This is a genomic window from Geomonas diazotrophica (assembly GCF_019063885.1).
Lineage (GTDB): Bacteria > Desulfobacterota > Desulfuromonadia > Geobacterales > Geobacteraceae > Geomonas > Geomonas diazotrophica.
The window spans coordinates 2,288,642-2,301,877 of the sequence record NZ_CP077684.1 but is presented as its reverse complement, the minus strand read 5'-3'; the positions used below and the strand labels follow the sequence as shown (position 1 = coordinate 2,301,877).

Annotated in this window: 13 protein-coding genes; 11 read left to right on the top strand and 2 right to left on the bottom strand. The window is 60.9% G+C overall.

The annotated features are described in order from the left end of the window. Positions 1-148 precede the first annotated feature (148 nt). The 6 genes from KP003_RS10030 (at position 149) to KP003_RS10005 (ending at position 5,359) form a co-directional block, all read left to right on the top strand. The gene (locus KP003_RS10030; protein ID WP_216498941.1) at positions 149-973 is read left to right on the top strand and encodes a phosphoribosylformylglycinamidine synthase subunit PurQ; all 825 of its coding nucleotides are present in this window, start codon (positions 149-151) and stop codon (positions 971-973) included. A gap of 114 nt (positions 974-1,087) precedes the next feature. Beyond that, positions 1,088-2,509, top strand: a complete 1,422-nt coding sequence (purF, locus tag KP003_RS10025) for an amidophosphoribosyltransferase (RefSeq protein WP_216499086.1) — start codon at positions 1,088-1,090, stop codon at positions 2,507-2,509. Next, positions 2,506-3,054 (top strand): orotate phosphoribosyltransferase, encoded by a 549-nt coding sequence (pyrE, locus tag KP003_RS10020; protein WP_216498940.1) that lies wholly within the window; start codon positions 2,506-2,508, stop codon positions 3,052-3,054. The genes purF and pyrE overlap by 4 nt, the downstream gene beginning before the upstream one ends. A gap of 165 nt (positions 3,055-3,219) precedes the next feature. Further along, positions 3,220-3,888 carry a YkgJ family cysteine cluster protein gene (locus tag KP003_RS10015; RefSeq protein WP_216791781.1) on the top strand — a complete coding sequence of 223 codons (669 nt, stop codon included), beginning with the start codon at positions 3,220-3,222 and terminating at the stop codon, positions 3,886-3,888. 366 nt (positions 3,889-4,254) lie between these two features. After that, a complete protein-coding gene (locus tag KP003_RS10010; protein ID WP_216791779.1) occupies positions 4,255-4,806 on the top strand; it encodes a YaeQ family protein in 552 nt (183 codons plus the stop codon). Between the two features lie 28 nt (positions 4,807-4,834). Next, positions 4,835-5,359: an intradiol ring-cleavage dioxygenase gene (locus KP003_RS10005; protein ID WP_216498937.1), complete on the top strand. Its 525-nt coding sequence runs from the start codon at positions 4,835-4,837 to the stop codon at positions 5,357-5,359. Positions 5,360-5,361: 2 nt separating this feature from the next. Here KP003_RS10005 and KP003_RS10000 read toward each other — a convergent pair whose 3' ends face one another. Then, positions 5,362-6,105, bottom strand: coding sequence for a DUF72 domain-containing protein (locus KP003_RS10000; RefSeq protein ID WP_216498936.1), 744 nt, complete (start codon positions 6,103-6,105; stop codon positions 5,362-5,364). A 180-nt stretch (positions 6,106-6,285) separates the two neighbouring features. Then, a complete protein-coding gene (locus tag KP003_RS09995) occupies positions 6,286-7,308 on the bottom strand; it encodes a cytochrome c3 family protein (protein ID WP_216498935.1) in 1,023 nt (340 codons plus the stop codon). Positions 7,309-7,451: 143 nt separating this feature from the next. On the opposite strand from KP003_RS09995, the gene KP003_RS09990 reads away from it, so the two are divergent. The 5 genes from KP003_RS09990 to fusA all read left to right on the top strand — a co-directional run bounded on the left by KP003_RS09990 (position 7,452) and on the right by fusA (position 13,107). Further along, positions 7,452-7,970 carry a DUF4124 domain-containing protein gene (locus KP003_RS09990; protein ID WP_216498934.1) on the top strand — a complete coding sequence of 173 codons (519 nt, stop codon included), beginning with the start codon at positions 7,452-7,454 and terminating at the stop codon, positions 7,968-7,970. Positions 7,971-8,058: 88 nt separating this feature from the next. Beyond that, positions 8,059-8,889 carry a carboxylating nicotinate-nucleotide diphosphorylase gene (gene nadC, locus KP003_RS09985; RefSeq protein WP_216498933.1) on the top strand — a complete coding sequence of 277 codons (831 nt, stop codon included), beginning with the start codon at positions 8,059-8,061 and terminating at the stop codon, positions 8,887-8,889. Beyond that, complete coding sequence (locus KP003_RS09980) at positions 8,886-9,869, top strand: biotin--[acetyl-CoA-carboxylase] ligase (RefSeq protein ID WP_216791778.1); 984 nt, start codon at positions 8,886-8,888, stop codon at positions 9,867-9,869. Before nadC ends, KP003_RS09980 begins: the two co-directional genes overlap by 4 nt. Positions 9,870-10,031: 162 nt before the next feature. After that, entirely contained in the window at positions 10,032-10,799 is a 768-nt protein-coding gene (locus KP003_RS09975) for a type III pantothenate kinase (protein ID WP_199394695.1), read from the top strand. A 208-nt stretch (positions 10,800-11,007) separates the two neighbouring features. Then, entirely contained in the window at positions 11,008-13,107 is a 2,100-nt protein-coding gene (gene fusA, locus KP003_RS09970; RefSeq protein ID WP_216791776.1) for an elongation factor G, read from the top strand. The last annotated feature ends 129 nt before the right edge of the window (positions 13,108-13,236 follow it).

Below are 13,236 nucleotides of genomic sequence, written 5' to 3'. Positions count from 1 at the left end.
CACCCCGGCCCTCTCCCGACGGGAGAGGGAGGACGTGGATCTCTGGACAGCTTGCATCGCGAATCTTTTATATGCAGAAAAAAAGCGGGTTGTGCAATAATGAGAACCGCTGTGCCCGCTACTAACCATCCGATAGAGGACTTTATTGATGACCAAGGCTAAAGCGCTTGTCATAACAGGCAACGGCACCAACTGCGAAACCGAGGCGGCTCACGCCTGCAAGCTGGGCGGATTCGACGAGGCGCGCATTGCCCATATCGCGGAACTGCTGACCGGTGAGGTGAGCCTGGACGATTACCACTTCCTGAACCTGACCGGCGGCTTCCTGGACGGCGACGACCTCGGGAGCGCCAAGGCCCAGGCCAACCGCCTGCGCTACGCTGCCGTGGAAGGCAAAGAAGAGCGCCTGGTGGACCAGATCACCCGCTTCATCGCCGACGGCAAGCTGATCCTCGGGGTCTGCAACGGTTTCCAGCTCCTGGTGAAGATGGGGATGCTTCCGGCCCTCTCGGGCAACTACCTGAAGCAGACCGTGACCCTGACCTACAACGCGAGCGGCCGTTTCCAGGACCGCTGGTGCTACCTGAAGGTCGACCCCGCTTCCCCGTCGCTGTACACCCGCGGCATCGAGGGGGGCGTTTATCTCCCGGTGCGTCACGGCGAAGGAAAGTTTCTGGTGGACGATGCCAAGACCCTGGAGGCCATAGAGGCGAAGCATCTCTCCTGCCTCAAGTACTCCGACAAGAACTACGCGGCCCCGACCATGGAATTCCCCGAGAACCCCAACGGTTCGGTGAACGCCATCGCCGGCGTCTGCGACGAGACCGGAAGGATCATGGGGCTCATGCCGCACCCGGAAGCGTTCGTGCATCGCACCCAGCACCCGCGCTGGACCCGCGAGGAACTGCCGGAAGAGGGCGAAGGGCTGATCTTCTTCAAGAACGCGGCCAAATACGTGAAAGAGAACTTCTAAGGGCTTCCCGCCCCCGAAGGGAGGGTCCTCCCCCCTTACGGGGGATGAAGTGGTGCCGGAATACAACAGAGATCGACAGGCAAGCAGTTTCTATAAGGAGCAGTCGTGGAAGAAATGATGATGCGCAGGCCCGAAGAAGAGTGCGGCATTTTCGGTGTATTCAACCACCCGGAGGCGTCGAACCTCACTTACCTCGGTCTCTACGCTTTGCAGCACAGGGGACAGGAAAGTTGCGGCATCGTCTCCTCGGACGGTAGCAATCTGCACGCACATAAAAGCATGGGGCTCGTCGCCGACGTCTTCGGCAACCCGGAAATCTTCAAGACCCTGCCCGGCCGGTCCGCCATCGGCCACGTGCGCTACTCGACCACCGGGTCCTCGGTGATCAAGAACGTTCAGCCCATCAACGTGGACTACTCCCGCGGCTCCATCGCGGTGGCTCACAACGGCAACATCGTCAACGCCCAGATCATCAAGGACGAGCTGGAAGCCTACGGATCCATCTTCCAGACCACCATGGACACGGAAATCATCGTCCACCTGCTCGCCACCTCCAAGGCGAACTCCCTCCTGGACCGCCTCACCGACGCACTGAACCGGATCCAGGGCGCCTACTGCCTGCTCTTTTTGACCGAGAGCCGGATGGTGGCTGCGCGCGACCCGAACGGCTTCCGCCCGCTGTGCCTTGGGCGCCAGGGGAGCGCCTACGTGGTCGCCTCCGAGAGCTGCGCCCTCGATCTGATCGACGCCGAATTCATCCGCGAGATCGAGCCGGGCGAGGTGATCGTCATCGACAAGAACGGCCTGACCTCCTTCTTCCCGCTCAAGAAGGCCGATCCGACCCCCTGCATCTTCGAGTTCGTCTACTTCGCGCGTCCCGACTCCCATATCTTCGGGCAGAACGTGTACCAGGTGCGCAAGGAGCAGGGGCGCCAACTGGCCCGCGAGCACAAGGTCGACGCCGACATCGTCATCCCGATCCCCGATTCCGGCGTCCCGGCTGCGCTCGGCTACGCTGAGGAGTCCGGCATCCCGTTCGAGCTGGGGCTGATCCGCAACCACTATGTCGGTCGTACCTTCATCGAACCGCAGCAGGCGATCCGCCACTTCGGCGTCAAGATCAAGTTGAACCCGGTGCGCGAGGTGCTCAAGGGGAAGCGCGTCGTGGTCATCGATGACTCCATCGTGCGCGGTACCACCTCGAGAAAGATCGTCAAGATGATCAGGAACGCCGGCGCCGCCGAGGTGCATGTCCGCATCTCCTCGCCCCCGACCAGCTATCCCTGCTACTACGGGATCGATACACCCAACCGCAAGGAGCTGATCTCCTCGTCCCACTCCCTCGACGAGATCCGCCGCTACATAACCGCCGATTCGCTCGGTTATCTTTCCGAAGAAGGTCTCATGTCTTCCGTCGGCGCCAAAAACGCCGGCTTCTGCACCGCCTGCTTTACCGGTGGCTATCCGGTTAAATTCCCGCGTCTGCTCGAAGAGCCGCAAATGGGACTATTCGAAAAGGAGAACGTCAAGAAATGAGCGAAAAGGAAAGGCTGAAGAAGATCATCATCGAGCTGTCCTACGAGAAGAGGAACGTGACCTTGGCTTCCGGTCGTCAGAGCGACTTTTACTTTGACGGGAAGCAGACCACGCTGCACCCCGAGGGCGGCTACCTGACCGGTAAGCTCTTCTTTGACGCGATCAAGGACGTAGAAGGGGTTGAAGGGGTAGGGGGGCTCACGCTGGGCGCCGACCCGATCGCCACCGCGACCTCCGTGGTCAGCTTCCTGGAGGGGAAACCGGTCCCGGGCTTCATCATCCGCAAGGAGCCCAAGGGGCACGGCACCGGCGCCTGGCTCGAGGGGCGCAAGAACCTGAAGCCCGGCGCCAAGGTCGTCATCGTCGAGGACGTCGTGACCAGCGGCGGTTCTTCGCTGAAGGCGATCAAACGCGCTGAAGAGGAAGGGCTGGTGGTGCTCGGTGTGGTCACCCTCGTTGACCGCGAGGAAGGCGGGCGCGAGAACATCGAGGCAGAAGGGTACTGGCTGAAGTCCATCTTCACCAAGGCCGAGATCCTCGCCTAACTGCAGGATTCAGATCGTTTGCATCGAAGGCGGCAATAATTCCATTGCCGCCTTTGTTTTTCCGGCTGCACATGGGCTACTCCCTCCCCCCGGTGGTGGGCGGTAATACCTGCCCCCTCCCTGACCCTCACCCTGCGGGGGAAGGGATATGGACTGACTGATCTTATGCAAGAACTCCTCAATCGCAATCGAGAGCTGCTGGCGCAGGTGGATGACTGGTTCGCCCGCTGCATGGCGTCCTACCCTGAGCACATTGCCTGCCGGAGCGGCTGCTCATCGTGCTGCCGTGGCACCTTCGACGTCACGTTGCTGGACGCGTATTACCTAAAGCGTGGGTTCGACCTGCTCCCTGATGAGGTGAAGGAACGGGTGCTGGCGAAGTGCCGGGATCGGCTTGCGCTGATGCGGGAGCAGTGGCCTGAGCTGGACCACCCCTTCGTGCTGAACTACCGGCCCGAGGAGGACTGGGAACTCCTCATGCCGGACGAGGACGAGACGCCCTGCGTGCTCCTGGGGGATGACGGCCGCTGCCTGGTCTACGAGAATCGCCCCATGACCTGCCGGCTGCACGGCATCCCGCTGGTCGACACGGCGGGGGAGGTCATGCACGAGGAGTGGTGCACCATGAACTTCACCGAGGTGGACCCGCTCACCCTGCCCGGGCTGACTGCTCCCTTCGACTCCATACTCCGGGAGGAGGTGGCGCTCTTTCGGGATTTCACCGAGAGGTTCCTGGGGCGCAGAATGAGCGAGCTGGACACCTTGATCCCTACGGCGCTTATGATCGACTTCGATGGGTTCGACTGGAAGCGCTGGGCACGGAAAGGGGTCTGAAGCGTCTTTTCCTGCTGTAGGGGCAAATAACCATTTGCCCTGCGCAGGTGCCTGACCGACGCCGATGCCGCGAGAGACAATGGCCGCGACTGAGGCGGGCTGAAGCGTCTTTTCCTGCTGTAGGGGCAAATAACCATTTGCCCGGCGCTGGTGCCCGACCGACGCCGATGCCATGAGAGACAGTGGCCGCGACTGAGGTGGGCTGAAGCGCCTTTTCCTGCTGTAGGGGCAAATAACCATTTGCCCTGCGCTGGTGCCCGACCGACGCCGATGCCATGAGAGACAATGGCCGCGACTGAGGGGGCGAATGATTATTCGCCCCTACAGTGGACGAGGGTACCTACCTATTTTGAAAAGGAATGACTAATGGCTCTGCCTTCCACGATTTACCGCGCGTCGGTGCAACTGTCGGATCTGGACCGCCAGATCTACGCCGACATCCAGACCACCATCGCCCAGCATCCCTCCGAAACCGCGGAGCGGCTGCTGACAAGGCTTTTGGCCTATGCACTGTGCTACGAGGAGGATCTCGCCTTCAGCAAGGGGGTCGGCTCCGGCGACGAGCCGGATCTCTGGAGCAAAGGGCCGGACGGGAGGGTGCGACTTTGGGTCGAGGTGGGGCAACCCGATCCCGACCGGCTCGCCAAGTCGTGCCGCCACGTAGAGCGTGCGGTCTTGCTTGCCTTCGGTTCAAACGTCGGTCGTTGGCTCGCGCAGCACCAACAAAAGCTGGCCGGCATCAAAAACCTTTCCCTGTTCACTATCGATTTCAAGTTCCTAAGTCTGCTTTCTGCTAAACTGGAACGGGTAATCAACTGGTCAGTCACTGTCACAGAGGGGAACATCTACCTCACGGCCGGCGACCAGACCATGGAGACCACTGTGGAACATGTTTGCGGTCCTCCCTTGGCAGGATAAAAGTGGGGAGGAGAGGAGGGAACACCCCATGTCAATGCCTCGTCAAATCGTTTCCCTGTCCCTGCTGCTCCTGCTCCACGCCCCTTCGTCCTCTGCCCTCGCCGGCTCCTGTACACCCACCCCCTGGGACGAGATCGGCCCCTTCTACCGCCCCAACGCGCCGGTTCGCGACACCATCGGCAAGGGCTACCGCCTGAGCGGAACTGTCCGCTCCTCCGCTGATTGTTCCCCCATCCCCAAGGCTCGCATAGAGTTCTGGCAGGCCGGTCCCGACGGCCGCTACGACGACGCCTATCGCGCCACCGTCTACTCCGACAGCAAGGGGCGCTACCGCCTGCAAACCTTCCCGGCCGTTCCCTACGCCAACCGCCCGCCGCACATCCACATCCTGGTGGACGTGAGGGAGTTCGAGGGACTGGTGACGCAGCATTACCCGAAACGGGGGGCGAAAGGGGCGCAGGTGGACCTGGTGCTGGTTCCGGAAGGGAAGGATGGAGGGAAGTCGGGAGGCCGGGGCGATGAGCTGATCCGGCCCGGGAGGGGAGTCCGCTAGAGCTACTCTTTGTCGAGCGGCGCCTGGAGCATGGTCGCCAGGTCTCTGGCGTTTTGCGGTGCCGCGCCACCCGCGTCGTTGTTGAAATAGATGTACACGTCCAAGCCGCGGCTCAGGTACTTCCTTATCCGCACCACGTCCTTTACCAATTGCTCATTGGTGTAGAACCCGTTGTAGCTCCCCTCCATGCCATGCCGCCTGATATAGACGAAGTCCGCCGTGACCGGCGGCGCGTCGATAAAGCTCGGATGATCCGCCATGCAGAGCGACACGTTGCGGTCGCGGCAGAGGCTCACCACCGCGTCGGTTAGCCAGCTTTCGTTTCTGAGCTCAAGCGCGTGCCTGCCGTGATACGGCGCGACCAAGTCCAGGAAGCGTTCCAGCCTGCCCATGTCTACCTTGAACTGCGGCGGGAGCTGCCAGAGCACCACCTGCAGCTTCTCGTGCAATTCGCGGGTCGGGGCGAAGAACTTGGCGAGGGCGCCTTCTATGTCATGCAGTCTCTTGATGTGCGTGATGTAGCGGCTCCCTTTCACGGCAAAGGAAAAACTCTGCCCGCTCTCCTCGTACCAATGCCTGAACATGGCCACCGTCGGGATCCGGTAGAAGGTTACGTTGAGCTCCACGGTATTGAAGACGGAGTGGTAATGTTCGAACCAGCGTCTGGTCGGGAGTTCCACAGGATAGAAGTTGCCGCGCCAGTGGTTGTAGCTGAAGCCGCTGCAGCCCAGGTAGAGCTTTGCCATGATGATCCCCCTCGTATACAAGTTGCGGACCATGCGACGTGACAGGCAGACGTGATTAGCTTTTTCAAACCTGGCAAGTATACCTGATGTCCCGAAGTGGGCCAGCATTCCGGCGGAGAGGGGGCAAAAAAAAGGCGGGACCCGTTGGGTCCCGCCTTGGTGTTCATCTTTTGCTGCTCGTTACATCTTATGGCACTTGTCGCAGTCGCCGTTGGAGGTGAAGGCGTCCTTGCCGTTGTGGCAGGCGCCGCAGGACATCCCCTTCTCCATGTCGCCCATGGTGTGGTGCTTGGCACCGGCCTGCATCGGGAAGATCTTGTTGTGGCAGTCAGCGCACTTGTAGGCTTCCAGGTGGAAGTCGTGGCTGAACTTCACTTCGCCCCCCTCGTTCTTGAAGATGACCTGGCCGGGCTTGTAACCTTTGTGGCACTTGTTGCAGTCACCGGCTACGGTGAAGGCTTCCTTGCCGTTGTGGCAGCCGCCGCAGGACTTGCCTTTCTGCATGTCCGCCATGGTGAAGTGCTTGGCGCCGGCCTTGAAGGCGAAGAGCTTGGTGTGGCAGTCTTTGCAGGTGAAGGCTTCGAGGTGGAAGTCGTGGCTGAACTTGGCGTCGGTCACCCCTTTGGCTTTCCAGGTGATCTCGCGGGGCTTCATGCCGGCGTGGCATTTGCCGCAGTTGCCGGCGACGGTGAAGGCCTTCTTGCCGTTGTGGCAGGCGCCGCAGGTCTTGCCCTTTTCCATCTGGGCCATGGTCACGCGCCCTTCTTTGCCGGTGATCACGGTGCCGTTGTGGCAGGACTTGCAGCCGTCGCTTACTTTGGCCAAGTGGACGGAGTGGCTGAACGTGGTCTGGCCCAGACCCTTGATCTTGAACTCTACGTTGCGCGGCTTGCCCTTGTGACATTTGACGCAGCTCTTTTCATCGGCTACGCTAAAAGCCTTGATGCCGGTGTGACAGGCACCGCAGGACTTGGTCTTTTCCATTTCGGCCATGGTGAAGTGCCGTCTCGCCTTCAGATCGAAGATAGCGTTGTGACAGATCCTGCAATTGTTGTTATATTTCAGCAGGTGTACATCGTGACTGAAGACAACGGCGTCCCCGTTCTTAAGAGGAAACTTGACGTCTTTGGTCTCCTTGGCAAAAAGCGCAACCGGTGACGCGCAGACGATAAGAACCATAAGCAAGGCGAGGCGAAACTGCATGGTACACTCCTTCTGGCTGTTTATTTGCTACCCATTAGAGGCAATAGCCGGGATAATATACACATCGCAAAGGTCATCGTCAATTCAAAACTATTGATTGTTTTTTATGTTTGGCCCTTTTAGGCCTTGTAATAGGAGGGAAGATGAAAACGATTTTGCTCTCCCTTTTTCTTGTTTCTCTTCTTGCGCCTCCCCCGGCGAGAGGCGCCTTCTACCAGTGGACCGACGCCGAGGGCGTGGTTCACTTCACCGACAACCGCACCAACATCCCCAAGCAGTACCGCGATAAGGCGCACCGGGTGGATGTCTCCGATTCCGCACCGGCCGTCGTGTCGCCGGGTACCGAGTCGGTCTCCCGGCCGGCGCCCCCCCCGATGACCGCGCCGGGGGGACACGACGAAAGCTGGTGGCGCGAGCGCTTCAGGGCGCTGCGGATCGAATTGAAGACCCTCCAGGACGAGCGCGCCGGCAAGGAGCAGCAACTGGTCGAACTGCGCCGCAAGCACACCATCTTCCATCGCTCCCGGGACCGGGAGGCTGTTAACACCATGGAGGCACAGGTTTCCGCCGTCGACGCCAAGATCAGCGACATGCTGAACCGGATCGCTGCGCTCGAGCTTGCCGCCGCCCAGGCCGGGGTGCCCGTAGAGTGGCGTCAGTAGCTTTCTGGCGGAATTTATTAGCGGTTGCGGGCCTAGTTAAGCTGTGCTATAAAAAACTGCCGCTTAACTCAGGGAGAATCCGTATTATATGAACCAAATCGATAACATAATAGACAACGCCCTTGCCGAGGACATCCACACCGGCGACATCACCACGCTCTCCGTGCTCGAAAAGCCGCGCCGCATGCGCGCGAGACTCGTCGCCAAGGAGGATATGGTTCTTTCGGGGATCGATGTGGCCCGCCGCGTCTTTGCCAGGCTCGACTCCGACATCGTTTTCACCGCGCACTTCCAGGACGGGGCCCGGCTGAACCAAGGTGACATCATCGCCGTGATGGAGGGGGACGCCGCGACGCTTTTGCAGGGGGAGCGGGTTTCTCTGAACCTGTTGCAGAGGATGAGCGGCATCGCCACCCAGACCGCCGCCTACGTGAAGGAACTGGAAGGAACCGGTGCCCGCGTGGTCGATACCAGGAAGACCACCCCCGGTCTGCGCGTCCTTGAGAAGTACTCGGTGCGGGTAGGGGGAGGGACCAACCATCGTACCGGCCTCTACGACGGGGTGCTGATCAAGGAAAACCATATCGCAGCCGCCGGCGGCATCGCCGAGGCGGTGGCCGCCGCTCGCGCCTACATCCCGCACACCCTGAAGATCGAGGTGGAGACCGAGAACCTGGACGAGGTGAAGCAGGCGCTTCAGGCCGGTGCCGACATCATCATGCTGGACAACATGTCGCTGGAGCAGATGACCGAGGCCGTGCAGATCATAAACAAGAGGGCGCTGGTCGAAGCGTCCGGGGGGGTGAACCTGAAAACGATCAGGTCCATAGCCCAGACCGGTGTGGACATCATATCGGTCGGAGCGCTCACCCACTCGGTACGTGCGACCGACATCTCAATGCTGATGGAGGGCGTTTGAAAGACTCCGGGGTAGACGGCAGGATCATCGAGCTGTTCCGCTCCGGCGACGGGGTGGTTTCCGGCGCTGCGCTGAGCCGCCTCCTGGGGGTGTCGCGAACCGCAGTCTGGAAGCACGTCAAGGGGCTCCGCGCCAGCGGGTACCTGATCGAAGCCGTCCCCTCCAAGGGTTACCGGTTGCTCTCTTCACCCAAAGTTCTCACCCAGTTGGATCTCTCTGCAGGACTCGCCACCACGAGGATCGGTTCCAGCATCATCTGTCTCAAGGAAACGGAGTCCACCAACCAGGTCGCCTTCAAGCTGGCCGAAGAGGGGGCTGCGGAAGGGACCGTGGTCATCGCCGACGCCCAGACTGCCGGCAAGGGGCGGCTGGGGCGCATCTGGCTTTCGCCCCCCGGTGTCAACCTGTACTGCTCCGTGGTGCTGCGTCCCGCCATCGCCCCGATGGCCGCCTGTCAGCTCACCTTTCTCTCCGTGGTCGCCGTTGCCCGCGCCATCGAAAGCTGCACGAGTCTCAAACCGCAGATCAAGTGGCCCAACGACATCCTGATCAACGGTAAAAAGGTTGCTGGCCTTTTGAACGAGATGAATGCGGAGACCGAGAAGGTCAACTTCGTGGTGCTCGGTATCGGGGTGAACCTCAACCTGGACATGTCCTCCATATCCGAGTCGCTTTTGCGCCACCCGGTCACCTCGCTTTTGGAGGAGGGGGGCGCCGAGGTGGACCGGCTCGCCTTCACAAGGGCGCTTCTCCTCGAGTTGGACCGGCTTTACGACGTGTTCCTGGCCGAGGGGGAGGCGCCGGTGCGTGCCGAATGGCTCGAGCGCTCCGCCATCAAGGGGCGCAACGTCAAGGTGAGCCAGGGGGAGCGCGAGTTCGTGGGGATGGTGCAGGGGGTGAATTCCTTCGGCGCGCTCCTGGTGCAGTTGTCCGACGGCAAGGTGGAGACCGTGCTCTCCGGCGACGTCGCGCTGGTTTAAACCAGAAAGGCAAACTGCATTAACGCAAAGACGCAAAGGCGCGGGGTCGCCAAGGAGAGGCAAGATAACTGCTTCTTTGCGTTTAAAAAAAGATTTTCCTTGCGGCTTGGCGCCTCTGCGACTTTGCGTTAAAGCCTTGCTTTGGTTTTTAGGAGGTTTCTTTTGCTTTTGGTGATCGACGTAGGGAACAGCAACATCGTTCTCGGGATATACGATGAGGAGCGACTGGTCCAGGACTGGCGGGTTTCCACCGACAAGTCCAAGACCATCGACGAGTACGGCATACTCTTCCACGACCTGTTCCGCCTGTCGGGGATCGTCTTTTCCGACGTGAAGGACATCATCGTTTCCTCGGTGGTGCCGACCCTGACCGGCGTCCTGGAAAAGCTGGCCCGCCAATACTTCAAGATCACCCCCTACGTGGTCGGCCCCGGCATCAAGACCGGCATGCCGATCCATTACGACAACCCAAAAGAGGTGGGGGCGGACCGGATCGTGAACGCCATCGCCGGCTTCGAGAAGTACCGCTCGCCGCTCATCATCGTCGACTTCGGCACCGCCACCACCTTCGACTACGTCAACAAGAAGGGCGAGTACTGCGGCGGGGCCATAGCCCCCGGGCTTGCCATCTCCATGGAGGCCCTGTTCCAGAAGGCGAGCAAGCTGCCGCGGGTCGACATCGCCCGCCCCCCCAGCATCATCGCCAAGAACACGGTGAACTCCATGCAGGCCGGCATCTTCTTCGGCTACGTTGGGCTCGTGGACGGCATCGTGCAGCGCATGAAGGCTGAGGGGAAGGAAAGCGTCAAGGTCATCGCAACCGGGGGGCTCGCCTCTCTGATCGCGCCGGAATCGAGCACCATCGAGGCGGTGGACGAGTTCCTCACCCTGGAAGGGCTGCGCATCATCTACAAGAGGAACAAGCCCTAGGGCTTTCAGTGACGGCGGCGGGAAGCCGCTTCAAAAACCGGGACAGTCAGTCACGCGCTTAACAAGCGGGTGAGGGAGGTACGCGAAAATCCTGTGAGAGTCCAGCCAGGTAGTTGGTAGCTAGTTGTTTGTTTCGTCTGCTTTGCTCAAGTCGGTTTCTCGTTGAAGCGTAGGTCATTGATGATCTTCATTCTAAAGGGAGGGCACTATGGGAAGGTATGAAACGGCAAAACTGCGTAACCTCGGTATTGTAGCTCACGGAGGTGCCGGCAAGACCTCGCTGGCCGAGGCGATCCTGTTCGACACGGGCATGATCGACCGGCTGGGGAGGGTGGACGACGGCAGCTCCACCATGGATTTCGAGCCCGAAGAGATCAAGCGCCGCATCTCGATCACCTCCTCCCTGGACCACTGCGAGTGGAAAGGGCACTCCATCCACATAGTCGACACCCCGGGATACGGAAACTTCATCGCCGACACCCGTGCCTGCATGAGGACGCTCGACTGCGCCGTGGTGATCCTCTCCGCCATCTCGGGCGTCAAGGTTCAGACCGAGGAGGTCTGGCAGTGGGCCAACGAGTTCGAGGTCCCGCGCATCGCCTTCGTGAACAAGATGGACCGCGAGCGCGCCAGCTTCTTGCGCGCCATCGACGACATGGAAAAGGCGCTGGGGGCGAGGGGGGTCGCGGTGCAGATGCCTCTGGGCGCCGAAGAGAACTTCGAGGGGGTCGTCGACCTGGTGCGGATGAAGGCCTACCGCTACCAGAAGGACCTCTCCGGGAAGTTCACCGAGGGTGAGGTCCCGGCCGAGTGCCTCGATGAGGCCAGACGCCTGCGGGAAATGATGGTCGAGACGGTGGCCGAGGCGTACGACGCTCTCACCGAGAAGTTCCTCGATTCCGGCGAACTTTCGGAAGAGGAGATCCTGGACGGGCTCAGGGTCGGCACCATGCGCAGTACCTTCACCCCGGTCTTCTGCGGCTCGGCTGCCATGAACATCGGTGTGGCCCAGCTGCTGGACGCGATCTGCGACTTCCTGCCGTCCCCCCTGGACCGCACGGCGGCGGTGGGGACGGACCCCAAGACCGAACAGGTCATCGAGCGCGCACCTGCGGAGAACGAGCCGTTCTCGGCGCTGGTCTTCAAGACCACCTCCGATCCCTACACCGGCAAGATCACCATCTTCCGCGTGTACTCGGGCGTGCTCAACTCTGACTCGCTGGTCTATAACTCGACCAAGGGTGTCCAGGAGCGCATCGGCCAGATCTTCGAGCTGGAAGGGAAGAAGCAGCACCCGATCAAGCAAGCGGTGGCAGGGGACATCGTGGCCGTGGCGAAACTGAAGGAGACGGTTACCGGAGACACCCTCTGCGACGAGGCGAAACCGATCGTGTACGAACCGGCCCAGCCGCTCCAGCCGGTGATCTCCTACGCCATCGAGCCCAAGACCAAGAACGACGAGGACAAGATCCACAGCGCCCTGCAGCGCATGATCGAGGAAGACCCGACCATCGAGAGTCACCGCGACCCGCAGACCCGCGAATTCATCATCTCCGGGATGGGGCAGGTGCACCTCGAGGTGGTGGTCGAGAAGTTGAAGCGCAAGTTCGGCGTCGACGTCATCCTGAAGACGCCGAAGGTTCCCTACCTCGAGACCATCCGCGGCTCCGCGAAGGTGCAGGGCAAATACAAGAAGCAGTCCGGCGGGCGCGGCCAGTACGGCGACTGCTGGATCGAACTCTCCCCGCTGCCGCGCGGCGAGGGGTACAAGTTCGAGGACAAGATCGTCGGCGGCGTGATCCCGCGCCAGTACATCCCGGCGGTCGACAAGGGGATCCAGGAGGCGGCCAAGGAGGGTTTCCTGGCCGGCAACCCGGTGGTGGATTTCAAGGTAGCTCTCTTCGACGGCTCCTTCCACACCGTCGATTCCTCGGAGATGGCCTTCAAGGTGGCCGGCTCCATGGCCTTCAAAAAGGCGATGGAGCAGTGCAAGCCGGTTCTTCTGGAACCGATCGTCAACATGAAGATCACCGTCCCGGACGAGAACATGGGGGATGTGATCGGCGATCTCAACTCCAGGCGCGGTAAGGTGGTCGGGGTCGAGCCCAAGGCGAACTCGCAGATCATCAGGAGCGTGGTGCCGATGTCGGAGGTGCTTACCTACTCCAACGACCTGCGCTCCATGACCAGCGACCGCGGCATGTTCAGCTCGGAATTCTCCCACTACGAGGAGGTTCCAAGCCACCTGGCCCAGAAGATCATCGCCGAGGCGCAGGATCAGAAGAACAACAACCACAAGAGCGCATAGCTGAGATTTCAGCTTGACTGCTGCCCGGTCTCCCAACGTAGCCTTGGCGAAGGTGGGCGATGTCCACCGCAGCCTCGGCGAAGGTGGGAGGCCGGGCAGGCTTAATTTCGAATGTCATGACAGGGAGGA

What these genes read in the sequence shown, in the direction of transcription:
- KP003_RS10030 (WP_216498941.1), top strand. Translation starts at nt 149, where the DNA reads ATGACCAAGGCTAAAGCGCTTGTCATAACAGGCAACGGCACCAACTGC.
- purF (WP_216499086.1), top strand. Translation starts at nt 1,088, where the DNA reads ATGATGATGCGCAGGCCCGAAGAAGAGTGCGGCATTTTCGGTGTATTC.
- pyrE (WP_216498940.1), top strand. Translation starts at nt 2,506, where the DNA reads ATGAGCGAAAAGGAAAGGCTGAAGAAGATCATCATCGAGCTGTCCTAC.
- KP003_RS10015 (WP_216791781.1), top strand. Translation starts at nt 3,220, where the DNA reads ATGCAAGAACTCCTCAATCGCAATCGAGAGCTGCTGGCGCAGGTGGAT.
- KP003_RS10010 (WP_216791779.1), top strand. Translation starts at nt 4,255, where the DNA reads ATGGCTCTGCCTTCCACGATTTACCGCGCGTCGGTGCAACTGTCGGAT.
- KP003_RS10005 (WP_216498937.1), top strand. Translation starts at nt 4,835, where the DNA reads ATGTCAATGCCTCGTCAAATCGTTTCCCTGTCCCTGCTGCTCCTGCTC.
- KP003_RS10000 (WP_216498936.1), bottom strand. Translation starts at nt 6,105, where the DNA reads ATGGCAAAGCTCTACCTGGGCTGCAGCGGCTTCAGCTACAACCACTGG.
- KP003_RS09995 (WP_216498935.1), bottom strand. Translation starts at nt 7,308, where the DNA reads ATGCAGTTTCGCCTCGCCTTGCTTATGGTTCTTATCGTCTGCGCGTCA.
- KP003_RS09990 (WP_216498934.1), top strand. Translation starts at nt 7,452, where the DNA reads ATGAAAACGATTTTGCTCTCCCTTTTTCTTGTTTCTCTTCTTGCGCCT.
- nadC (WP_216498933.1), top strand. Translation starts at nt 8,059, where the DNA reads ATGAACCAAATCGATAACATAATAGACAACGCCCTTGCCGAGGACATC.
- fusA (WP_216791776.1), top strand. Translation starts at nt 11,008, where the DNA reads ATGGGAAGGTATGAAACGGCAAAACTGCGTAACCTCGGTATTGTAGCT.